Source organism: Pseudomonas sp. PDM18 (assembly GCF_014852585.1).
Classification (GTDB): Bacteria; Pseudomonadota; Gammaproteobacteria; order Pseudomonadales; family Pseudomonadaceae; genus Pseudomonas.
This window is the reverse complement of the sequence record NZ_JACVBX010000008.1, coordinates 271,793-293,974: the sequence shown is the minus strand read 5'-3', so window position 1 is coordinate 293,974 and position 22,182 is coordinate 271,793. Positions and strand designations below refer to the sequence as shown.

The following is a 22,182-nucleotide window of genomic DNA, read 5'->3' as shown; positions in this document are numbered from 1 at the left end:
TCGGCCAGACATCGACTTACAGGGCCTCGTTGTTGGCCTCGTCTTCGAAGGCAGCGAACAGCGGTTCTTCTTCAACCACGTCCTCCAGCAGAACGATTTCGTTGTCGATCAGGCCGGAAGCGATTTCACGCAGGGCGACGACGGTGGGCTTGTCGTTTTCCCACGGTACCTTCGGCTCTTTGCCGCCGGTGGCCAGCTGACGCGAACGCTTGGTGGCGAGCATGACCAGCTCGAAACGGTTATCGACGTTGTCCAGGCAGTCTTCAACGGTGACGCGGGCCATGGTGTTCCTCGTACTGAAATGTAGGCCCGGAAAATGCCGGGCGGACTGGATAGTCTAAAAAATCGCCAATCTTTATGGAAGTGCCTTCTCTCGGCGACTTCAGGCCAGCAGGCGTTGCAGCAGCTCGGTGTGACGCTGCTGCTGGGCGTCCTGACGGAGTTGGCGGGCGCGGAAGATCGACTTGAGATCTTCCAGCGCGTGGGCGAAATCGTCGTTGATCACCAGATGGTCGTACTCCACATAGTGGCTCATTTCGCTGACGGCTTCCTGCATGCGCCGCTCGATCACCTCGTTGCTGTCCTGGCCGCGGTTGGTCAGGCGCTGGCGCAGGGCTTCCTGGCTCGGCGGCAGGATGAAGATCGACTGCGCCTGGGGCATCAGCCGGCGCACCTGCTGCGCGCCCTGCCAGTCGATCTCAAGGATCAGGTCGTTGCCTTCGGCGAGGGTCTTCTCGACCCAGCGCTGGGAGGTGCCGTAGAGGTTGTCGAAGACCTGCGCGTGCTCGAGGAATTCGTTGCGATCGAGCATGGCGCGGAAGGTGTCATGGCCGACGAAGTGGTAGTTCACCCCGTCCACTTCGCCCGGGCGCATGCCGCGGGTAGTGTGGGAGACGGAGACGCGCACGCTGGGCATGGCGTCGAGCAGGGCCTTGACCAGGCTGGTCTTGCCGGCGCCCGACGGCGCGGAAACGATGTACAGGGTGCCGGACATGGCGTGTTCCTGGAGTTGCGGTGGATTGGGGCCGGATGCGTCCGGCTTACTCGATATTCTGGACCTGTTCGCGCATCTGCTCGATCAGGACCTTGAGGTTGACCGCGGCCTGGGTGGAGCGCGGATCGAAAGCCTTCGAACCCAGCGTGTTGGCCTCGCGGTTGAGTTCCTGCATCAGGAAGTCCAGGCGTCGGCCGGCGGCGCCGCCAGCCTTGAGCACGCGGCGCACTTCGGTGACGTGGGTGGTCAGGCGATCCAGCTCCTCGGCGACGTCGCTCTTCTGCGCCAGCAGGACCATTTCCTGCTCCAGGCGCTGCGGGTCGAGTTCGGCTTTCATCTCGGTGAAGCGGTCGAGGACTTTCTGGCGCTGGTTGGCGAGCATTTCCGGCACCAACTGGCGTAGGTTGGCCACTTCATCCTGCATGGCCGTCAGGCGCTCGTCGATGATCTTCGAAAGCTCGGCACCTTCGCGGGCGCGGCCGGCCTTGAGTTCATCCAGGGCCTGGGTGAAAGCGGCCAGCGCGCTGGCGTTGAGCGCCTGCGGGTCGGCGGCATCGCCCACCAGTACGCCCGGCCAGGCCAGCACGGCCAGCGGGTCGAGCGGGGCGGGATTCTTGATCAGGTCGGCGACGGTCTCGGCGGCGGCGACCAGTTGCGCGGCGCGCTCGCGGTCGACCTGCAGCGCCTTGCCGGCGTTTTCCTCGTTGAAGCGCAGGGTGCATTCCACCTTGCCGCGCGACAGGCCCTGGCGCAGCGCTTCGCGCACCGCGCCTTCGAGATCGCGGAAGGCTTCGGGCAGGCGCAGGTTGGGCTCGAGGTAGCGGTGGTTGACCGAGCGCAGCTCCCAGCTCAGGGTTCCATGGGTGCTGGCGCGCTCGACGCGGGCGAAGGCGGTCATGCTGTGGACCATGGAGTCACCTCTCAGAATGGGCTGGGAAAACGGCCGACAGGTCGTCGGAAACCGGTAATTGTACCCCAGCGTAGCGCGCCGCAGCACGCTGGCGGTGGTTGCGCCCGTCCGCTGGCCTCTATAATGGCGGACATTCCCCCGCCAGCAATCTGTACAGGATGCCTCCATGAACCGTCCCAGTGGCCGCGCCGCCGACCAACTGCGCCCGATCCGTATCACCCGCCATTACACCAAGCACGCCGAGGGCTCCGTGCTGGTCGAGTTCGGCGACACCAAGGTGATCTGCACCGTCAGCGCCGAATCCGGTGTGCCGCGCTTCCTCAAGGGCCAGGGCCAGGGCTGGCTGACCGCCGAATACGGCATGCTGCCGCGCTCCACCGGCGAGCGTAACCAGCGTGAAGCCGCGCGCGGCAAGCAGGGTGGCCGCACCCTGGAAATCCAGCGCCTGATCGGCCGCTCCCTGCGCGCCGCGCTGGACCTGTCCAAGCTGGGCGAGAACACCCTGTACATCGACTGCGATGTGATCCAGGCCGACGGCGGCACCCGCACCGCTTCCATCACCGGCGCCACCGTCGCGCTGATCGACGCCCTGGCCGTACTGAAGAAGCGCGGCGCGCTCAAGGGCAACCCGCTCAAGCAGATGGTCGCCGCGGTTTCAGTGGGTATGTACCAGGGCGAGCCGGTGCTGGACCTGGACTACCTGGAAGACTCCGCCGCCGAAACCGACCTGAACGTGGTCATGACCGATGCCGGCGGCTTCATCGAAGTCCAGGGCACCGCCGAGGGCGCCCCCTTCCAGCCGGCCGAGCTGAATGCCATGCTGGAACTGGCGCAGCAAGGCCTGCGCGAGCTGTTCGAGCTGCAGCGCGCTGCGCTGGCAGAATGACCCGACGGGCGGCCAGCCTGCCCGATCTAAAAGTGCAAGGAGCGAAAGGATGAGCGACGAAGTACCGGTACAACAGGTTCAGCCGAGCCAGGAAGCCCGCCAGTGGGCGATGTTCTGCCACTTCGCCGCCTTCCTTGGCTTCATCTTCCCCTTCGGCAACTTGCTCGGGCCGCTGATCGTCTGGCAGATCAAGCGTGAATCGGACCCCTTCGTGGACCGTCAGGGCAAGGAAGCGCTGAACTTCCAGATCACCGTGAGCCTCGCGGTGGTGGTCAGCTGCCTGTTGATGCTGGTGGTGATCGGCTTCTTCCTGCTCGGGCTGGTGAGCATCGGCGCGCTGGTGCTGACCATCATTGCCGGGATCAAAGCCAATGAAGGGCTGGATTACCGCTATCCCTTCACCTGGCGGCCGATCAAGTAAGCGCGCTCCAGACACGAAAAAGCCGGCTCGAAGCCGGCTTTTTTCTGTCCGCCTTGCGGCGGCGCGACAGGACTCAGATGCTCAGGGTCCAGTCGTAATCGACGATCAGTGGCGCGTGCTGGGAGAAGCGCGGCTGGCGCGGCAGCTTGGCACTGCGCACGAAGCGGCGCAGACCCGGCGTGAGGATCTGATAGTCGAAGCGCCAGCCCAGGTTGAGCAGGTCGGCCTGTTCGCTGTCCGGCCACCAGCTGTACTGGTCGCCTTCGCGGTTGACCTCGCGCAGGGCGTCGACATAGCCCATGGTGCCGAAGATCTCATCCATCCAGCCACGCTCCGGCGCCATGAAGCCTGGCGATTGCTGGCATTCGCGCCAATTCTTCACGTCCAGCTTCTGGTGCGCGACGTACAGCGAGCCGCAATAGATGTATTCGCGGCGCTTGCGGCGCTGCTTGTTCATGTACTGGGCGAAATCGTCCATGAACTTGAACTTGTGGTTCAGGTTCTCGTCCCCTTCCTGCCCGGTAGGCAGCAGGAGAGTGGCGATACTCACCTTATCGAAATCGGCTTGCAGGTAGCGCCCGTAACGATCGGCCATCTCGAAACCCAGGCCGCTTATGACAGCCTTGGGTTGCAGACGACTATAGATTGCGACGCCGCCCTGACTGGGCACTTCGGCATCGCAGGCGTACAGGAAGTAGCCATCCAGTTGGTAGGATGGGTCATCCAGATCGAAAGCGGAGGCGCGGGTATCCTGCAAGCAGATCACGTCGGCATTCTGGGCTTGCAGCCAACTGAGCAAACCACGCTCGGCTGCAGCCTGAATACCATTCACGTTCACACTGATGATCCGCATAAATGGCCCCCAAAATCACGTGTGTGTATGATACCCGAGCTCAAACGGTTTAGCTAAATTCATACCGGCCGGTTCTCTCCCATGCAGCCATATCAACGCGATTTCATCCGCTTCGCCATCGAGCGCGGCGTTCTTCGCTTCGGCGAATTCACCCTCAAGTCCGGGCGTACCAGTCCGTACTTCTTCAATGCCGGTCTGTTCAACACCGGTGTTGCGCTGTCCCAGCTGGGTCGTTTCTACGCCAGCGCAGTGGTTGACAGCGGCATACCTTTCGACGTGTTGTTCGGGCCTGCCTATAAAGGAATCCCGCTGGCGGCCGCTACAGCCATTGCGCTGGCGGAACAGCATGGTCGCGACCTGCCCTGGTGCTTCAACCGCAAGGAAGCCAAGGACCACGGCGAAGGCGGCACGCTGGTCGGCGCACCGCTGACTGGCCGCGCGCTGATCATCGACGACGTGATCACCGCCGGCACCGCGATCCGCGAGGTCATGCAGATCATCGACGCACAAGGGGCTCAGGCCGCTGGTGTGCTGATTGCACTGAACCGCCAGGAGCGCGGCAAGGGCGAGCTGTCGGCGATCCAGGAAGTTGAACGGGACTTTTCGATCCCGGTCGTAAGCATTGTCTCGCTTGAGCAAGTGCTGGAGTATCTGGCCGGCGACGGGCAGCTCAAGCAGCATCTCGCGGCCGTCGAGGCCTATCGGGCGCAGTACGGTATCTAACCGGAACAAGGGTGTCGGGCATGGCCAAGCAGGGTGCTTACCGTTACAGGGTGTTGATGGGGCTTCTGGGGGTCATGCTCGCCGGCCAGGTGGCAGCTGCCGGCCAGCCGACCAGCCAGGTCGAGATGTACCGCTACGTCAATGACAAGGGCATCACCGTCATCGACCGCCTTGGCGTGCCGCCGCAGTACATCGGCAAGGGCTACCAGGTGCTCAACGACCAGGGTCGGGTGATTCGCGAGGTGCCGCCGGCGCCGACCGCCGCCGAGATCGAGCAGCGCAAGGCGGATGCCGCACGAGCCAGTTCCGATCAACAACTGATGCGCATGTACACCAGCGTGGATGACGTTGACCGTGCCCGTGATCGCAAGCTCGCGGAGCTCGATGGGCTGGCCAGCGTGGCCAAGGGCAACCTGCAGTCGCTGAAAACGCAGCAGGCCAACCTGCAGGCCCGCGCTGCCGATCAGGAGCGTGCCGGGCGCCAGGTACCGGATGACCTGGTCGCACAACTCGCCAACCTACGCAGCGATGAACAGCGTCTGCAGCAGGACATCGCCCGCTATCAGCAGCTGCGTACCCAGGCGCAGAGCAGTTTTGCCGCCGACCGGGCGCGTTTCGCCCAGCTGTCCGGCGGCAACTGAGGTAGACGCCCGCTCTTACTGTTGCGGTGAGACGCGCTCGAATTCGTTGATCTTCCCGCGCAGCCAATCCGGCAGGGGCTGGCTTGTCCGGTCCTCGCCGGCATAGGCGTAGATCAGCTCCCCCAGCGTCAGCAGGTTTTCATCACTCCAGATCGATACCTGGAAGGTCAGGCTGCTGCGGCCCAGTCGGCTCACGCGCACGCCCATTTCCAGCCAGTCGTCGAAGCGCGCGGGCGCCAGGTATTCCAAGGTGGTCTTCACCGCGAACAGGTCGCCGCCGCCGCGCAGCAGGTCGGCCGGGTAGCTCACGCCCAGGTGACGGTAGTACTCGGTGGTGGCGACATCGGCATAGGTCAGGTAGTTGCCATTGAAGACAATGCCCTGCGGGTCGACCTCCGACCAGCGCACGCGCAGGCCATGGAAGAAGCTGAAGTCATTGCGGGATACGGGGGACGCGGCCATTCCAAACTCCAGATGCAATGACACCCGCGTGGATCGCTCCAGGCGGGTGTCCTTGTCGATCAGCGTTGCTTGCGATTGGTGATCAGGGTGCCGACGCCGCTGTCGGTGAAGATCTCCAGCAGCACCGCGTTGGGCACGCGGCCATCGATGATGTGCGCGCTGGTCACGCCGCCCTGCACCGCTTCCAGGGCACAGCGGATCTTCGGCAGCATGCCGCCGTAGATGGTGCCGTCGGCGATCAGCTCGTTGACCTGCTCGGTGGTCAGGCCGGTGAGGACCTGGCCCTGCTTGTCCATCAGGCCGGCGATGTTGGTGAGCAGCATCAGCTTCTCGGCCTTCAGCGCCTCGGCCACCTTGCCGGCCACCAGGTCAGCGTTGATGTTGTAGGACTCGCCGTTGGCGCCCACGCCGATCGGCGCGATGACCGGGATGAAGTCACCGTGTACCAGCATGTTCAGCAGGTCGACGTTGACCCCGGTGACCTCGCCCACGTGGCCGATGTCGATGATTTCCGGCTTGGTCATTTCCGGTGTCTGGCGAGTGACGGTGAGTTTCTTCGCGCGGATCAGTTCAGCGTCCTTGCCGGTCAGGCCGATGGCGCTGCCGCCATGACGGTTGATCAGGTTGACGATGTCCTTGTTCACCTGACCGCCGAGGACCATCTCCACCACGTCCATGGTCTGCGCATCGGTGACGCGCATGCCATCGATGAAGTGGCTTTCGATCGACAGGCGGCTGAGCAGGTCGCCGATCTGCGGACCACCACCATGGACCACCACCGGGTTGATGCCGACGGCTTTCATCAGCACCACGTCGCGGGCGAAGCTGTTCTTCAGCTCGTCCGTTTCCATGGCGTTGCCGCCGTACTTGATCACCAGCGTCTTGCCGACGAAGCGGCGGATGTAGGGCAGGGCTTCGGCAAGGACGCGGGCAACCTGGGCGGCGTCATCGCGGCTCTGGGTCATGGTGGGCTCCAGCATGTGCTACAGGGTCAGAAGGGCAGGCTGAGGGCGGGGTCGACCGCTTTCAGCTGGGTACGGAACACTTCCTTGATGCGTTCCAGTTCGTCCTGGGAGTCCGCCTCGAAACGCAGGACCAGCACCGGAGTGGTGTTGGACGCGCGAACCAGGCCCCAGCCTTTGGGGTAATCCACACGCACGCCGTCGAGGGTGGTGAGGTTGGCTTCACCCCACTGGCCACGGGCCTGCAGCGCCTCGATCAGGGCGAACTTGCCCTCGTCGGTGACGGTGATGTTGATTTCCGGGGTGGAGATGTCCATCGGGAACGCGGAGAACACGCGCTCGGCGTCGCGCTTGTCCAGGCTGATGATTTCCAGCAGGCGCGCGGCGCTGTAGATGCCGTCGTCAAAGCCGTACCAGCGTTCCTTGAAGAAGATGTGGCCGCTCATCTCGCCAGCGAGCAGTGCGCCGGTTTCCTTCATCTTCTTCTTGATCAGCGAGTGGCCGGTCTTCCACATCACCGGGCGACCGCCGTAGCCGCTGATCAGCGAGATCAGGCGACGGGTGCATTTGACGTCGAAGATGATGTCGGCACCTGGGTTGCGCGAAACCACGTCCTTGGCGAACAGCATCAGCAGGCGGTCGGGGTAGATGATGGTGCCTTCGTTGGTCACCACGCCCACGCGGTCGCCGTCGCCGTCGAAGGCCAGGCCGAGGTCGGCGCCGGTCTCTTTCACCTTGGCGATCAGGTCTTCCAGGTTCTCTGGCTTGCCCGGGTCCGGGTGGTGGTTGGGGAAGTTGCCGTCGACGTCGCAATACAGCGGGATCACGGTGCAGCCCAGGGCTTCGATCAACTGCGGAGCGATTACGCCGGCCACGCCGTTGCCGCAGTCCACCACCACTTTCAGCGGCTTGGCCAAGGCGATGTCGTCGCGGATCTGTTGGAAGTAGCGCGGCAGGATGTCGACCTGTTGCACGCTGCCCACGCCGGAGGCGAGGTCACCGGTCTGGATGCGCTCGCGCAGGGCCTGGATCTGCTCGTTGGCCAGGGTCTCGCCAGCGACGACGATCTTGAAGCCGTTGTAGTCCGGCGGGTTGTGGCTGCCGGTGAGCATTACGCCCGACTTGCCTTCCAGGACGTTGGCTGCGTAGTACAGGACTGGAGTCGGCACCATGCCGACGTCGGTGACCTGGCAGCCGCAGTCGAGCAGGCCCTGGATGAGGTGCTGGACCAGCTCGGGGCCGGACAGGCGGCCGTCACGGCCCACGGAGACGCACGGTTCACCGCGCGCAAGGCTTTCGGAGCCGATCGCACGGCCGACCCAGTAGGCGGTCTCGGTGGTCAGGGTGTCGCCGACCACGCCACGGATGTCGTAGGCACGGAAGATGCTGGCGGGCAGTTGCGGGGCTTTAGGCGTGCTCATAGCGGGTGTTTGCTCCAATCCCAGGAGATCCTGGTCTTCATCAAGAATGTCGATGTCCAGAATGTCGGTGTTCTGGAATAGCGGATCGACCAATGGCGTTTCGGTGGCAGCGGGCGGGGCGCTGACAGTAGCGACAGCTGGGGTCGGCTGGGCGGCGACTGCAGGCGCTGCGGGGGCGCTGGCACCCGGTGTTTCGGTCTTGCGGCGCGGCTGACGGGCCAACGCCTGAGCCAGCGCCTGCAGGCTCGGCAGGCTCAGCTCAGGAGCTTTGGCAGTGCGTTGGCCGGCGAGTTCCTGAATGAACTGCCCCAGGGCCTGGGCATCCTTGCTGACCCGGCGCTGCATCGCGCTTTGCGCAAGATAGAGGCCGAGCAGGCCACCTGCCAGCGCGAGCAGCGCGGCGATGCCCAGCAGGGGCGGCGAGTACAGCGGACTGGTGATGCTGGGGCCAGGAGTGAAGCTCAGCTTCCAGTTCGGGTTGCCGCTGGAGACGCTGAGCGGCGCAGCGTCACTGGCCTGGCCGCGCTGTAGCAGCACCTGCGCAGGCGAATTGCCGAACTGCTGGGAAAGCTGCAGCTGGCCGATGTCGCTGGACATCGGCGGCAGGCTGCCGAGCAGGCGCTGCAGGTCGACGACCAACAGCAGCGAACCCTGGATCGTGTTGTCCGCACCACGCAGGGCGGAGGGGCTGTAGACCAGCCAGCGGGTGCCGACCTTGTAGGCTTCCGGCGCCACGGCTTGGCCGCTCTCGACGCGATGCAGCATGTCCAGCGCGGCATAGTTGAGCGGGCCGGGGCGTGAAGGGTCCTGCACGGCCTGGCCGCTGGCGTTGAGGTGGACGTCCACCAGAGCGTCCAGATGGCCCTGGGTCAGCGCTTTCTCCAGGGCGGCGATGCGCGCCGGATCATTGCTCTGCAGGGTCGGCAGCAACTGCGAGTCGCTCGCCATGGCGCGGCTGTCCGCAGCCAGCAGGCTCAGCGACTGGCGCAGCGCGCCGGCCTGGCTTTCCGACCAGGCGCTGCTCAGTTGTGCGACGTAGGCCTTGTCCGCCTGACCGAACAGGCTGAACCACAGCAATGCGCCGGCCGCCGCTACGCCGCCGACGGTGAGGACGAGTGCGGGCAGCAGCGGTTTGAGGTCGACCTTGGTCGCCGGCCCTTTGACGGGCTTCTCCGCCGGCACGAGTTCCGGCAGTTCGGCGCTGTCCTTGGCAGTGCGTTGGAAAAGTTTCATGCAACGTCTCCTCGGCGATTCATCCTGAAAGGGAAAAGGGTCAATGGCTGCCGGAATGACCGAAGCCGCCGGCGCCGCGCTGGCTTTCGTCGAAGGACTCGACCAGCTCGAAGTGCGCCTGCACTACCGGCACCAGCACCAACTGGGCGATGCGTTCGCCGATGGCGATCTTGAAAGCCGTCTGGCCGCGGTTCCAGCAGGAGACCATCAGCTCGCCCTGGTAATCCGAGTCGATCAGGCCGACCAGGTTGCCCAGCACGATACCGTGCTTGTGGCCCAGGCCCGAGCGCGGAAGAATCAGCGCGGCAAGGCCCGGATCGGCGACGTAGATGGACAGGCCGGTGGGGATCAGAACGGTCTGGCCCGGCTCGAGGACGCAGTCCTCCTTGAGCATGGCGCGCAGGTCGAGGCCAGCGGAGCCGGGAGTTGCGTACTGCGGCAGCGGGAAGTCGCTGCCCAGGCGGGGATCGAGGATCTTGGCTTGCAGGGAATGCATTGAGTTCTCAGTGTTGATTGATGCGTTCGGCGATGAAGGCGATCAGCTGGCGGGCGATCTTGCCCTTGCTGGTCTGGGCGAACGCAGTCTTGTGCAATTCGCGGTCGATGACCGTGATGGCGTTCTCTTCACTATTGAAGCCGATGGACGGATTGGCGACGTCATTGGCGACGATCAGGTCGAGATTCTTGTCCTTGAGCTTGCGCGAGGCGTACTCGAGCAGGTTCTCGGTCTCCGCGGCGAAGCCGACGCTGAACGGCCGGGCCTCGCGCAGCGAGAGGGTGGCGAGGATGTCGGGATTGCGCACCAGCTGCAAGAGCAGGCCGTCACCGGTGGTGGGGTCTTTCTTGAGTTTCTGTGTGGCGACCAGTTCCGGGCGATAGTCGGCTACCGCGGCGGAAGCGATCAGAATGTCCGCCGGCATCGCCGCTTCGCAGGCGGCGAGCATGTCGCGAGCGCTGACCACATCGACGCGGCTCACCCGGTCCGGGGTCGGCAGGTGTACCGGGCCGGTCACCAGGGTCACGCGGGCGCCGGCTTCGGCGGCCGCTTCGGCCAGGGCAAAGCCCATCTTCCCGGAGCTGTGGTTGGTGATGTAGCGCACCGGGTCGATGTTTTCCTGGGTCGGCCCTGCGGTGATCAGGATGTGCTGGCCGGTCAGGGCCTTGAACTCGAAGCAGTCGGCGGCCAGTTGCGCCAGCTCTTCGGCCTCGAGCATGCGCCCCGGACCGACGTCGCCGCAGGCCTGGCTGCCGGCGGCGGGGCCGAAGAAGTGCAGGCCGCGGCTACGCAGCAGTTCGGCGTTCACCTGGGTGGCCGGGTCGCGCCACATCGCCTGGTTCATCGCCGGGGCCAGCGCGACCTGCGCGTCGGTGGCGAGCACCAGGGTGGTCAGCAGGTCGTTGGCCACGCCCTGGGCCAGGCGCGCCATGAGATCGGCAGTCGCGGGAGCGATCAGCACCAGGTCTGCCCAGCGGGCCAGCTCGATATGCCCCATGGCCGCCTCGGCGGCAGGGTCGAGCAGGTCCAGATGCACCGGGTGCCCGGAAAGGGCCTGAAGGGTGAGCGGGGTGATGAACTCGCGGCCGCCCTGGGTCATCACGACACGCACCTCGGCGCCCTGGTCGCGCAACCGGCGGACCAGTTCGGCGCTCTTGTAGGCGGCGATACCGCCGCCGACGCCCAGAACGATGCGTTTACGATAGAGCCGCTGCATAGGCCAGCCTTAAATACGGAAATGGATGACGCGCGCTGAAGCCGATGACGCCTCCCCAGGCCTCCGGCTGCGCGCAGCGAGGGGGCTAAGATAGCACAGCGCCTGCGCCGGAACAGCGGGCGGACAAGAGCTGGGAGGTTGCGTGAGAATTCTGGATTGGCCCGCGTCGGAGCGACCTCGGGAGCGCTTGCTCGAACAGGGGGCGGCGAGCCTGAGCGATGCGGAACTGCTGGCCATCTTCCTGCGCACCGGGGTCACCGGTTGCAGTGCCGTCGATCTGGCGCGCCGGCTGTTGGTCGAGTTCGGCAGCCTGCGAGCTCTGCTGGAGGCCGATCTTGAAGCGTTCTGCAGCCATCGGGGGCTGGGGCCGGCCAAGTTCACCCAGCTCCAGGCGGTGCTGGAGATGAGCCGACGGCACCTGGCCGAAGATATGGACCGCGGCCCCGCCCTGGAAAGCCCGCAGGCAGTGCGCGACTTCCTCAAGGCACGGCTGCGCCACGAGCCCCACGAGGTGTTCGCCTGCCTGTTCATGGACAACCGTCACCGCATGCTGGAGTTCGAGGTGCTGTTCCACGGCTCCATCGACAGCGCCAGCGTCTACCCCCGGCAGATCGTCAAGCGCGCCCTGGCGCACAACGCCGCGGCAGTGATCCTGGCGCACAACCACCCCTCCGGGATCGCCGAGCCGAGCCAGTCCGACGACCTGCTGACCCGTCGCATCGTCCAGGCGCTGGCGCTGATCGATGTGCGCGTGCTGGATCACTTCATCGTCGGTGACGGCGAGCCGCAATCAATGGCTGAGCTGGGGATGCTCTGAGACACGGCGCTGAATGTCGCGCAGCAGGCGCCGGCGGATCAGCCCACTGACCGGACGGATCGCCAGCCAGTAGGGCGTGAACAGCAGGCGGCTACGGCTGTCAGGGCAATGCACGCGGGTCTCCGTGCGGACATGGGTGAAGCCGTCCTGCTCGGCCGGTTCGCAGGAGAAGTGCAGCATGAGCCTTGCGGTGCCAGGCTCGGCAAAGCGCCGGAAGGCATCGCCGTCGGCACACGGGCGCAGGCCGAAGTCGCTGCGCCAGAAGCGCCCGATCAGCCCGTAGGCGATCTCTTGGTCGCCGTGGCGGCCCAGCAGGGTGAACTCGTGCAGGCCGAAGCGCGGACGGTCCGCCAGCGCGTTGCGCAACCCCAGGCGAAGGGCGAGCCGCGCCGGCGCCTCGCGGATCTGCAGGAAACGCTGCACCAGCGGGTCATGCTCGGCGGTCAGCTGACTCACTGCATCGAGTACCTGGCCGGGCGAAGCGCGCATGGTCAGCGAGTGCCGCTCGGTGAACTGGAACTCCGGCAGCAGATGGTCGAGCAGTGCGCGGCTCAGAGCTGCACCTTCGAGTAATCCTGGCGACCGAAGGGGTTCACCACGTAGCCCTTCACATTCTGGCGAGTCAGCGCTGAGGCGGTCGGGTGCGCCAGCGGCAGCCACAGCGCCTGGTCGTGGATGATCTGCTGCGCCTGGTGGTACAGCTCGCTGCGCTTGGACTGGTCGGCCACCGCCTTGCCCTGGCTGATCAGGCCGTCGAGCTTGTCGTCGCAGTAGCGCGTGAAGTTCAGGCCGGATTTCACGCTGGCACAGGAGAATTGCGGAGTGAGGAAGTTGTCCGGGTCGCCGTTGTCGCCAGCCCAGCCCATGAAGAGCAGGTCATGCTCGCCGGCCTTGGCGCGGCGGATCAGCTCGCCCCACTCGATCACGCGGATTTCGGCCTGGATGCCGACCTGCGCCAGGTCCGCCTGCAGCAACTGCGCACCGACGCTCGGGTTGGGATTGAGCAGGCTGCCGGAAGGGCGGGTCCAGATGGTGGTCTTGAAGCCATCCTTGTGCCCGGCTTCGGCCAGCAGCGCGCGGGCCTTGCCCAGGTCGCGCGGATAGCCGGGGATGTCCTTGGCATAGCTCCAGGTGTTGGGCGGATAGACGCCATTGGCGACGGTGGCGCTCCCGGCGAACACGCTCTTGAGGTAGCTGTCCTTGTCGAAAGAGAGGTTGATCGCTTGGCGCACCTTCGGGTTATCCAGTGGCGGGTGCTGGCTGTTGATGCCGACGAAGGCGGTCATGAAGGCCGGGGTCTGTTCGACCTTGAGTTCGGCGCTCTTCTGCGCAGCCTCTACGTCCAGCGGCTTGGGCGACAGGGCGATCTGGCATTCACCGCGCTTGAGCTTCTGTAGGCGCACGGCGGCGTCGGGGGTGATGGCGAATACCAGGTTATCCACAGCCGGCTTGCCGCCGAAGTACTCGGCGTTGGCGGCGTAGCGCACCACGGCGTCTTTTTGGAAGCGCTTGAAGACGAAGGGGCCGGTGCCGATTGGCTGGGCGTTGAGCTTCTCCGGGGTGCCGGCCTTCATTAGCTGGTCGGCGTACTCGGCGGAATAGATGGAGGCGAAGCCCATGCTGAGCATCGCCAGGAAGGTGGCGTCCGGGTGGTTGAGGCTGAAGCGCACGTGGTGCTCGTCGACCTTTTCCACTGCCTTGACCAGGCTCGGCAGCTGCATCGACTGGGCGTGCGGGAAGCCGCTCTGCGCAACCTTGTGCCAGGGCTGGGCCGGGTCGAGCATGCGCTGGAAGCTGAACACCACGTCGTCGGCGGAAAGCGTCCGGCTGGGCTTGAAGTAGTCGGTGTGATGGAAGGCCACGCCATCACGCAGCTGGAAGTCGTAGGTCAAGCCATCGTCGGAGACCTTCCAGCTCTCGGCCAGGCTCGGCACCACTTCGCCGCGGGCGGCGTCGAAGTCCACCAGGCGGTTCATCAGCACGTCGGCCGAGGCGTTGGTGGTGGTCAGCGAGTTGTACTGGACCACATCGAAGCCTTCGGGGCTGGCTTCGGTGCACACGCTTAGCGAGGCTGCGCTGGCAAGGGCGGGGGAAAGAAGAAGGGCGAGAAGGGCGAGACGCATGACGGACTCCGTGTAAGCTGGCAAGATGCCCATCCGCGAGGCTGGGCGGGTCATGCAAGGCTGTTGGCAGCCTCGAAGGAGCTACCCTAGACCAACCCGCCGCCGGTCACAACGATGACAGGCGACGAACGGCACCAGTGCCGCGGCCCGCGGGGGCTGGCGTCGGGGTGTCCGAGTCATGCTTTCCCTTGCAGCAGGAAGTGTCTTTCTGATATAAAGCTGCGCTCTTTTCTGGGGCCCTGCTCTGATCCTGCGACTCGATCGCGGCGAAGCGGCAGTTAAGACCCTGGTGAAACTGAGAATCCTATTGAGTTAAGCAGCCAACCCATGCCGGGTTTGGCATGTGGTTTACAGAGGGCTGAGCCATGTCGAGAGTTTGCCAAGTGACCGGTAAGGGTCCGGTTACCGGGAACAACATTTCCCACGCACACAACAAAACCCGTCGCCGTTTCCTGCCGAACCTGCAGCACCACCGTTTCTGGGTAGAATCCGAGAAGCGTTTCGTGCGTCTGCGCGTTTCCGCTAAAGGCATGCGTATCATCGACAAGCGTGGTATCGAGGCCGTTCTGAACGACCTGCGCGCCCGCGGCGAAAAATTCTAAGGAGCTGCAGTCATGCGCGAACTGATCCGTTTGGTGTCCAGCGCCGGTACCGGCCACTTCTACACCACCGACAAGAACAAGCGTACCAAGCCTGAGAAAATCGAGATCAAGAAGTACGATCCGGTTGTTCGCAAGCACGTGATCTACAAGGAAGCCAAGATCAAGTAATTGATCTTCGCCCTTGTGAAGAAACCCGCCCTTCGTGGCGGGTTTTTTCTTGCCTGCGATTTGCCTTGCGAAGATCGCGGACGAAAAAAAGCCCGCTGATTGGCGGGCTTTTTCGTGTTCGGAGGCTCAGGCCTTCTGTTCAAAGATCACGTAGACCTTGCGGCAGGGCTCCAGCACTTCCCAGGTGCCGCTGAAGCCGGCCGGGATGACGAATCGGTCGCCGACGCGCACGGTCTTGGCGCCGCCGTTGGCGTCACGGATCACCGACACGCCCTGGAGAATCTCGCAGTACTCGTGCTCGGTGTAGCTGACGTTCCAGTGGCCCGGCTCGCCTTCCCAGATGCCCACGTTGAACTGACCGCAGTCGCTGGCGTAGTGGTTGCGCACGTTCTGCGCCGGGTCACCCTTGATGATGCGGTCCGGAGCGGGGCGGTAGTGTTCGGGGGCGGTGGTGGCCTGGGCGAAATCGACGATCTGCTCGACGTTCATGGCGGTCTCGGTTCTTTAGAGTTGTTGGCGAGAGTGCGTGCGGGCACGCGCAGCGCTGTTGGATATTTACTCCGAAGCGGCTGTCGGAAAACCATCAGCCGACGAATCAGGGCAGTCTATGTTTAATAAAACGAACGTGACAAGGCCATTTGGCCGCTTAGTGTAAAAAATATTGAAAATTGGCTGCCTCCGGTTTAGGGTGGCCAACAGCATGCGTTTGCTCCGCCTTGCGGAATTTTTGACAGTGCGCCCGCCGGGCGCCTGTACCTGATAAGTACATTAATAAGAGGACACGTTGTCATGGGTACCCTCACTCGCGCCGATTGGGAAGCTCGCGCCAAGGACCTGAAGATCGAAGGCCGCGCCTTCGTCAACGGTGAATACGTCGACGCCGCATCCGGCGCCACCTTCGATTGCATCAGCCCTGTGGATGGCCGTTTCCTGGCCAAGGTCGCCAGCTGCGACCTGGCAGATGCCGAGAGTGCCGTGCAGGTCGCCCGTGCTGCCTTCGATTCCGGCTCCTGGTCGCGCCTGGCCCCGGCCAAGCGCAAGAAGGTCATGATCCGCTTCTCCGAGCTGCTGCTGGAGAACGCCGAGGAACTGGCCCTGCTGGAAACCCTCGACATGGGCAAGCCGATCAGCGACTCGCTGAGTATCGACGTGTCCAGCGCCGCCAACAGCCTGCGCTGGAGCGGAGAAGCGATCGACAAGATCTACGACGAAGTCGCCGCCACCGCCCACAACGAACTGGGCCTGGTCACCCGCGAGCCGGTCGGCGTCGTTGCCGCCATCGTGCCGTGGAACTTCCCCCTGCTGATGACCTGCTGGAAACTCGGCCCGGCGCTGTCCACCGGTAACTCGGTGATCCTCAAGCCCTCCGAGAAGTCTCCGCTGACCGGCATCCGCATCGCCCAGCTGGCCATCGAGGCCGGCATTCCGAAAGGCGTGTTCAACGTCCTGCCGGGCTTCGGCCACACCGTCGGCAAGGCCCTGGCCCTGCACATGGACGTCGACACCCTGGTGTTCACCGGTTCGACCAAGATCGCCAAGCAGCTGATGGTCTACGCGGGCGAGTCCAACATGAAGCGCGTCTGGCTGGAAGCCGGCGGCAAGAGCCCGAACATCGTCTTCGCAGACGCCCCGGACCTGAAAGCCGCTGCTGAAGCCGCCGCCAGCGCGATCGCCTTCAACCAGGGCGAAGTCTGCACCGCCGGCTCGCGCCTACTGGTGGAGAAGTCGATCAAGGCCGAGTTCGTGCCGATGGTTGTCGAAGCCATCAAGGCCTGGAAGCCGGGCAACCCGCTGGACCCCGAAACCAACGTCGGTGCGCTGGTCGACACCACCCAGATGAACAACGTCCTGAGCTACATCCAGGCTGGCCACGACGACGGCGCCAAGCTGGTGGCCGGCGGCAAGCGCACCCTGGAAGAGACCGGCGGCACCTACGTCGAGCCGACCATCTTCGACGGCGTGACCAACGCCATGCGCATCGCCCGTGAAGAGATCTTCGGCCCGGTGCTGTCGGTCATCGAGTTCACCGATGCCGAAGAAGCCGTGCGCATTGCCAATGACACCCCCTACGGCCTGGCCGCCGCGGTGTGGACCAGCGATCTGTCCAAGGCCCACCTGACCGCCAAGGCACTGCGTGCCGGCAGCGTTTGGGTGAACCAGTACGATGGCGGCGACATGACCGCTCCGTTCGGTGGCTTCAAGCAGTCCGGCAACGGCCGCGACAAGTCGCTGCACGCTTTTGATAAATACACCGAGCTGAAGGCCACCTGGATCAAGTTGTAATCCAGACCTGAAGCAGGTCGGCCCCGAGTCAGGGGCCGGCTCTGACAAAGAGCCACACCCGCGGCCGGGTTTCCCTCAGGGAAGCCCGGCCGCTGTGCATTGCGCATCGGGCACCCTCGCGCCTGGCGTGCGCTCCGGATGGAACGGGAGAAAGACAATGCGTTGGGGACCGTATTTTGCTGTGTGTGCTGCCGTCATCAGCATCGGTCTGGCCCTGGGCCTGACCATGCCGCTGGTCTCGCTGCGCCTGGAAGGCTGGGGTTACGGCAACTTCGCCATCGGCGTCATGGCGTCCACCCCCGCCGTGGGCGTGCTGCTGGGCGCAATGATCGCCGGGCGTCTCGCTGCGCGGGTTGGTACGCCACTGCTGATGCGCCTGTGCCTGCTTTCCGGGGCCTTCTCGGTCGGCCTGCTGGCGCTGCTGCAGAGCTACCCGATCTGGCTGATCCTGCGCCTGTTGATCGGCGTGCAGCTCACCGTGGTGTTCATTCTCGGTGAAAGCTGGATCAACCAGCTGGCCATCGAGAAATGGCGCGGCCGCCTGGTCGCCCTGTATGGCACCGGTTACGCGCTGAGCCAGCTGTCCGGCCCGGTGCTGCTGACCTTCATCGGCACCGCCGACAACCGTGGCTTCTGGTTCAGCGTCTGCCTGCTGGTGGGCGGTTCCCTGCTGCTGCTCGGTCGTACCGGCGCGCCCAAGGTCGACCCGCACAGCGCCAACGGGCGTGGGCTGTTCGCCTTCTGCGGCCAGTTGCCGGCCATCGCCTGGGCGGTGGTGCTGTTCGCTGGTTTCGAGGCGATGATCCTTACCCTACTGCCGGTCTACGGCATCCAGCAGGGCTTCACGCAGGCGGTGGCGCTGGCGATGGTCAGCACCGTGGTGGTCGGCGATGCGCTGCTGCAACTGCCCATCGGTTGGCTGGCCGACCGCATCTCGCGGCAGACGCTGTTCAAGGGCTGCGGCGTCGTGCTGTGCCTCAGCAGCCTGGCCATGCCGATGCTGCTGCAGCACATCGCCATCTGGCCGGTGCTGGTGCTGTTCGGTGCCAGCGCGGGCGGGCTGTTCACCCTGTCGCTGATCCTCATCGGCGAGCGCTATCGTGATGACGCACTGGTCCGCGCCAACGCGCACATCGCCCAGCTCTGGGGCATCGGTTGCCTGATCGGGCCGCTGGCGACCGGAGCGGCCAGCCAGTGGATCAGCGGCCACGCCCTGCCGCTGGTGATGGCGCTGGGGGCAGCCGGTTTCGTGATCCTGGTGAGCCTGCGCGGCTTGCCGCCGGTGATGCGCTCGACCGACGCTGCGCTGCAGCAGGAGCGCTCCTAGAGCATTTTCTCCAGCCCGATGGCGCCGGCGATCCACGCATTGAGCCGGCGCCAGGCGTTACCCGGCTCACGGTCCAGCGCCACCAGATGACCATTGCGCTCTTCGATCCAGACCAATTCCGGCGGGTTGCTGTTCGGCGCGATCTTCACCTGATAGCTGACGCTCGGCGACATGCTGGCCAGCGCCAGGCGACGCACCTGGTCGGCCAGTTCCGGGCTGTCGACGATGATGCCAACCTCGGTGTTCCACAGCACCGAGCGCGGGTCGAAGTTCAGCGAACCGACGAAGACTTTCTGCTGGTCGAACACCGCCGCCTTGCTGTGCAGGCTGGCGCTGCTCGATCCGTGCACCATCCACGGCGCGCCGGACAGGCGCTGATCCGGATCGGCGCGCAGCTCGTAGAGCTTCACCCCGTGCTCCAGCAATTCCAGCCGATAGGGCGCGTAGCCGGCGTGCACGGCGGGTACGTCGGTCGCCTCCAGTGAGTTGGTCAGCAGGCGCACGCTGACGCCGCGGTCGGCGCGCTGGGTCAGGTAGTCGACACCGGCGCTGGTCGGTACGAAGTAGGCTGAGACCAGGATCAGTTCCTTCGACACCCCGTCGAACAGCGGCTGCAGTTGAGTGCTGAGCAGGTATTCGCCCTTCGGATCGCCGTGGTCGAGGACTTTCAGCGGGGTGTCCCAGACTGCCTTGCCCGGCGCCCAGACCAGGTCGTCCAGCCAGTTCTGCAGGTGCGGGCGGTCGCTGTTGCGGTTGAGCCGGGCGATGTAGCTGGAGCTCTTCACCCGCTCCTTCGCCAGGTAGTGGTCCAGCTTGCGGCGCATGCGGCTGAGTTCGTCGAGGTCCGGCTCGCCCCACAGGTAGTCCTCGATGGGCCGGCTGATGCGGCTGTTCCAGTACTGGTCGAAGCTCTGACCCAGCGACTGCGCCACCGGGCCGACGCCCATCAGGTCGAGGTCGCTGAAGTTCATCTCGGCCTTGGCGTCGAAGTATTCGTCACCCAGGTTGCGGCCGCCGACGATGGCCACGCTGTTGTCCGCCAGCAGCAGCTTGTTGTGCATCCGCCGGTGCTGTTCGGAGAGGTTGAACAGCCGCCCGAGGTTGCGCGTGACGCCGGTGCTGCGGCCCAGGTGCAGCGGGTTGAACAGGCGCACCTGGATGTTCGGGTGGGCGGCGAGGGTGCCCAGTTCGTAGTCCCAGCCGTCGCTGCTGGTGTCGTCGATCAGGATGCGCACGCGCACACCACGGTCCGCCGCGTGCAGCAGCTCGCGGATCAGCGCGCGGGTGGTGAGGCCGTCGTGGACGATGTAGTACTGGATGTCGAGGCTGCGCTGGGCCTTGCGGATCAGTTCGGCGCGGGCGAGGAAGGCATCGACGCTGGAGGCCAGCAGGTGGAAGCCGGACTGCCCGGGATGGGCGGCGGCGCGCTCGCTGATCTGGTTGTCCAGCCGGGTGCCCTGCACCGGCAGCACGTGCGAAGGCTCGGGCGGCGGCGCGCTGGCGCAGCCACCCAGGGCCAGCAGGATCAGCAGGAACAGGCGTGGAAGCAAGGATGAGTCTCCGACAAGCCCGCCGGTGACGGGCTGCGGAAGATTCTAGCCGCTGGATCGCGCAGGCGGTCAGCCGCCGAGGGTTTCCTTGAAGCGGTACCAGGCCATCCCTAAGGCCAGCAGTGGCGAGCGCAGCAGCTTGCCGCCGGGGAAGGTGATGTGCGGCACCTTGGCGAACAGCTCGAAGCCGCTGCCCTGCTGGGCGGTGATGGCTTCGGCGAGCAGCTTGCCGGCCAGGTGCGTGGCGTTCACCCCGTGGCCGGCGTAGGCCTGGGCGAAATACACATTGGGCTGGTCGGGCAGACGGCCGATCTGTGGCAGCCGGTTGGCGCCGATGCCGATCATGCCGCCCCACTGGTAGTCGATGCGCACGTTTTCCAGGTGCGGGAACACCTTGAGCATCTTCGGCCGCATGTAGGCGGCGATATCCGCCGGGTCGCGCCCGGAGTAGTGGCAGGCGCCGCCGAACAGCAGGCGGTTGTCGGCGGAGAGCCGGTAGTAGTCCAGAGCCACGCGCTGGTCGCACACCGCCATGTTCTGCGGCAGCAGGGCGTGGGCCTGCTCGGCGGACAGCGGCTCGGTGGCGATCACGTAGCTTCCGGCGGGCAGCACCTTGCCGTCGAGATAATGGTTCAGGCCGTTCTGGTAGGCATTGCAGGCGATTACCAGGGACTTGGCGCGCACGCTGCCCTGGGCGGTGCGCACGCGCACTTCGCTGCCATAGTCGATGTCGGTGACAGCGGAGTTCTCGAACAGCTTCACGCCCAGGCTCTGCGCCGCGGCGGCTTCGCCCAGGGCCAGGTTGAGCGGGTGCAGGTGGCCCGAGCCCATGTCCACCATGCCGCCGACGTACTGCTCGGAGCCGACGATGGAGCGCATGTCCTCTTTCGCGACCATGCGCAGTTCGTGGCGGTAGCCGAGGCTTTTCAGTTCGTCGAAATCTTCCTGGAAGCCTTCGACGTCCGAGGGCTTGTTGGCCAGGTCGCAGTAGCCCCAGGTCAGGTCGCAGTCGATGGCGTATTTTTCGACGCGCTGGCGGACGATCTCCACTGCCTCCAGTCCCATCAGCTTCAGGGCGTGCACGCCATCGGCGCCTACCACCGGCTCGAACTGCTCCAGGCCGTGGCCGACGCCGCGGATCAGTTGGCCGCCGTTGCGGCCGCTGGCACCCCAGCCGATCTGGTGGGCTTCCAGCAGGATCACCGAGAGCCCGCGCTCGGCCAGTTCGATCGCCGTGTTCAGCCCGGAGAAGCCACCGCCGATGACGCACACGTCGGCCTTTTCCTCGTCAGCCAGGGGCGGTACTTCGAGGCGGCGATTGACGCTCGCGGCGTAGTAGGACGGGGCGTGACGATCGGTGTGCACCGGCTGGTGAACGCGGGCGTTCATGTGCGATATCCTGATTTTTGTGTTGTTAAAATTTTACGCAGGATAAACGCCGACTTCCCTCGCAGCCAATAGCCGCACGGGAAAAAACGCCGGGAAGTCGTAAATAAATCTGTTGAGCTTGCCGCGAACGGCGGGGAATCAGCCTGCTATTCAGTCAGGAATGGGCAGGGTGAGGCTTTCCTTCACCTCTTCCATCACGATGTAGCTCTTGGATTCGCGCACGTGGGGCAGCTTGAGCAGGATGTCGCCCAGCAGCTTGCGGTAGGAGGCCATCTCCGAGATGCGCGCCTTCACCAGGTAGTCGAAGTGGCCCGACACCAGGTGGCACTCCAGCACGTGGGGCAGCTTGAGCACCGAGCGGCGGAAGTCCTCGAAGGTGTCGCCGGACTTGTAGTCCAGGCTGATCTCGACGAACACCAGCAGGCTGGCCTTGAGGTACTGCGGGTTCAGCCGGGCGTTGTAGCCCATGATGATCCCCTCGCGCTCCAGCCGGCGTACGCGCTCGGTGCACGGCGTGGTGGAGAGGCCGACGCGCTCGCCCAGTTCAGTGAAGGAGATGCGACCTTCCTCCTGCAGGATGCGCAGGATGTTGCGGTCGATCTTGTCCAGTTCGCGGCGGCTTTGATGCTGGGTTCTCATGGGAGGGACTCTGAAGTCGAGCAATGAGCTTTGGGGGAATGTCGGCAATATAGTCGGTTGTGCAGG

General features: G+C 64.9%; 24 protein-coding genes. 9 read left to right on the top strand and 15 right to left on the bottom strand.

Annotation, left to right across the window (positions count from 1 at the left end; genetic code table 11):
- Positions 1-16: 16 nt before the first annotated feature.
- The 3 genes from rpoZ to IB274_RS18205 form a co-directional block, all read right to left on the bottom strand.
- Entirely contained in the window at positions 17-283 is a 267-nt protein-coding gene (rpoZ, locus tag IB274_RS18215; RefSeq protein ID WP_045217709.1) for a DNA-directed RNA polymerase subunit omega, read from the bottom strand.
- Positions 284-382: 99 nt separating this feature from the next.
- Positions 383-994, bottom strand: a complete 612-nt coding sequence (gene gmk, locus IB274_RS18210) for a guanylate kinase (RefSeq protein WP_192433406.1) — start codon at positions 992-994, stop codon at positions 383-385.
- Positions 995-1,040: 46 nt separating this feature from the next.
- Positions 1,041-1,904 (bottom strand): YicC/YloC family endoribonuclease, encoded by an 864-nt coding sequence (locus tag IB274_RS18205; RefSeq protein ID WP_192433404.1) that lies wholly within the window; start codon positions 1,902-1,904, stop codon positions 1,041-1,043.
- A 166-nt stretch (positions 1,905-2,070) separates the two neighbouring features.
- Here IB274_RS18205 and rph point away from each other — a divergent pair, with 166 nt between their 5' ends.
- Entirely contained in the window at positions 2,071-2,790 is a 720-nt protein-coding gene (rph, locus tag IB274_RS18200; protein WP_192433402.1) for a ribonuclease PH, read from the top strand.
- A 49-nt stretch (positions 2,791-2,839) separates the two neighbouring features.
- Positions 2,840-3,211, top strand: a complete 372-nt coding sequence (locus IB274_RS18195) for a DUF4870 domain-containing protein (protein ID WP_088419871.1) — start codon at positions 2,840-2,842, stop codon at positions 3,209-3,211.
- Positions 3,212-3,284: 73 nt separating this feature from the next.
- Here the strand turns inward: IB274_RS18195 and IB274_RS18190 are convergent, their stop codons facing one another.
- Entirely contained in the window at positions 3,285-4,064 is a 780-nt protein-coding gene (locus IB274_RS18190; RefSeq protein ID WP_045217700.1) for an exodeoxyribonuclease III, read from the bottom strand.
- 81 nt (positions 4,065-4,145) lie between these two features.
- Between IB274_RS18190 and pyrE the strand changes: the two genes are divergently transcribed.
- Both pyrE and IB274_RS18180 read left to right on the top strand, forming a co-directional pair.
- The gene (gene pyrE, locus IB274_RS18185) at positions 4,146-4,787 is read left to right on the top strand and encodes an orotate phosphoribosyltransferase (RefSeq protein WP_045217699.1); all 642 of its coding nucleotides are present in this window, start codon (positions 4,146-4,148) and stop codon (positions 4,785-4,787) included.
- Positions 4,788-4,807: 20 nt separating this feature from the next.
- Entirely contained in the window at positions 4,808-5,428 is a 621-nt protein-coding gene (locus tag IB274_RS18180; protein ID WP_192433400.1) for a DUF4124 domain-containing protein, read from the top strand.
- Between the two features lie 15 nt (positions 5,429-5,443).
- Here the strand turns inward: IB274_RS18180 and IB274_RS18175 are convergent, their stop codons facing one another.
- Genes IB274_RS18175 through coaBC form a run of 5 tightly spaced genes read right to left on the bottom strand, consistent with a single transcriptional unit; the run spans position 5,444 to position 11,218 of the window.
- Positions 5,444-5,890 carry an acyl-CoA thioesterase gene (locus IB274_RS18175; RefSeq protein ID WP_192433398.1) on the bottom strand — a complete coding sequence of 149 codons (447 nt, stop codon included), beginning with the start codon at positions 5,888-5,890 and terminating at the stop codon, positions 5,444-5,446.
- Positions 5,891-5,949: 59 nt separating this feature from the next.
- Positions 5,950-6,855: an acetylglutamate kinase gene (argB, locus tag IB274_RS18170; protein WP_192433396.1), complete on the bottom strand. Its 906-nt coding sequence runs from the start codon at positions 6,853-6,855 to the stop codon at positions 5,950-5,952.
- 26 nt (positions 6,856-6,881) lie between these two features.
- Positions 6,882-9,506 carry a phosphomannomutase/phosphoglucomutase gene (locus IB274_RS18165; RefSeq protein WP_192433394.1) on the bottom strand — a complete coding sequence of 875 codons (2,625 nt, stop codon included), beginning with the start codon at positions 9,504-9,506 and terminating at the stop codon, positions 6,882-6,884.
- 40 nt (positions 9,507-9,546) lie between these two features.
- On the bottom strand, positions 9,547-10,002 hold the full coding sequence (gene dut / locus IB274_RS18160; protein ID WP_081515156.1) for a dUTP diphosphatase: 456 nt from the start codon (positions 10,000-10,002) through the stop codon (positions 9,547-9,549).
- Between the two features lie 7 nt (positions 10,003-10,009).
- On the bottom strand, positions 10,010-11,218 hold the full coding sequence (coaBC, locus tag IB274_RS18155) for a bifunctional phosphopantothenoylcysteine decarboxylase/phosphopantothenate--cysteine ligase CoaBC (protein WP_192433392.1): 1,209 nt from the start codon (positions 11,216-11,218) through the stop codon (positions 10,010-10,012).
- A gap of 142 nt (positions 11,219-11,360) precedes the next feature.
- Here coaBC and radC point away from each other — a divergent pair, with 142 nt between their 5' ends.
- Positions 11,361-12,035 carry a RadC family protein gene (gene radC / locus IB274_RS18150; protein WP_192433390.1) on the top strand — a complete coding sequence of 225 codons (675 nt, stop codon included), beginning with the start codon at positions 11,361-11,363 and terminating at the stop codon, positions 12,033-12,035.
- On the opposite strand, the gene IB274_RS18145 is transcribed toward radC, so the two are convergent.
- A complete protein-coding gene (locus IB274_RS18145) occupies positions 12,009-12,524 on the bottom strand; it encodes a hypothetical protein (protein WP_192433388.1) in 516 nt (171 codons plus the stop codon). The genes radC and IB274_RS18145 overlap by 27 nt on opposite strands.
- 62 nt (positions 12,525-12,586) lie before the next feature.
- On the bottom strand, positions 12,587-14,158 hold the full coding sequence (locus IB274_RS18140) for an ABC transporter substrate-binding protein (RefSeq protein ID WP_192433386.1): 1,572 nt from the start codon (positions 14,156-14,158) through the stop codon (positions 12,587-12,589).
- A gap of 365 nt (positions 14,159-14,523) precedes the next feature.
- Between IB274_RS18140 and rpmB the strand changes: the two genes are divergently transcribed.
- Together rpmB and rpmG are read left to right on the top strand one after the other, a co-directional pair.
- A complete protein-coding gene (rpmB, locus tag IB274_RS18135) occupies positions 14,524-14,760 on the top strand; it encodes a 50S ribosomal protein L28 (protein WP_009614118.1) in 237 nt (78 codons plus the stop codon).
- Positions 14,761-14,772: 12 nt separating this feature from the next.
- A complete protein-coding gene (gene rpmG / locus IB274_RS18130; protein ID WP_017520721.1) occupies positions 14,773-14,928 on the top strand; it encodes a 50S ribosomal protein L33 in 156 nt (51 codons plus the stop codon).
- A 126-nt stretch (positions 14,929-15,054) separates the two neighbouring features.
- On the opposite strand, the gene IB274_RS18125 is transcribed toward rpmG, so the two are convergent.
- Entirely contained in the window at positions 15,055-15,417 is a 363-nt protein-coding gene (locus IB274_RS18125) for a cupin domain-containing protein (RefSeq protein WP_024762072.1), read from the bottom strand.
- 300 nt (positions 15,418-15,717) lie between these two features.
- Between IB274_RS18125 and IB274_RS18120 the strand changes: the two genes are divergently transcribed.
- Both IB274_RS18120 and IB274_RS18115 read left to right on the top strand, forming a co-directional pair.
- The gene (locus IB274_RS18120; RefSeq protein ID WP_045217682.1) at positions 15,718-17,211 is read left to right on the top strand and encodes an aldehyde dehydrogenase; all 1,494 of its coding nucleotides are present in this window, start codon (positions 15,718-15,720) and stop codon (positions 17,209-17,211) included.
- A gap of 157 nt (positions 17,212-17,368) precedes the next feature.
- Positions 17,369-18,538 (top strand): MFS transporter, encoded by a 1,170-nt coding sequence (locus IB274_RS18115; RefSeq protein ID WP_192433384.1) that lies wholly within the window; start codon positions 17,369-17,371, stop codon positions 18,536-18,538.
- Here the strand turns inward: IB274_RS18115 and IB274_RS18110 are convergent.
- The 3 genes from IB274_RS18110 to dadR form a co-directional block, all read right to left on the bottom strand.
- On the bottom strand, positions 18,535-20,088 hold the full coding sequence (locus IB274_RS18110; RefSeq protein WP_192433382.1) for a phospholipase D family protein: 1,554 nt from the start codon (positions 20,086-20,088) through the stop codon (positions 18,535-18,537). The genes IB274_RS18115 and IB274_RS18110 overlap by 4 nt on opposite strands.
- Positions 20,089-20,157: 69 nt before the next feature.
- The gene (locus IB274_RS18105; protein WP_192433380.1) at positions 20,158-21,477 is read right to left on the bottom strand and encodes an NAD(P)/FAD-dependent oxidoreductase; all 1,320 of its coding nucleotides are present in this window, start codon (positions 21,475-21,477) and stop codon (positions 20,158-20,160) included.
- A gap of 150 nt (positions 21,478-21,627) precedes the next feature.
- The gene (gene dadR, locus IB274_RS18100; protein ID WP_015479539.1) at positions 21,628-22,116 is read right to left on the bottom strand and encodes a transcriptional regulator DadR; all 489 of its coding nucleotides are present in this window, start codon (positions 22,114-22,116) and stop codon (positions 21,628-21,630) included.
- Positions 22,117-22,182: the final 66 nt, after the last annotated feature.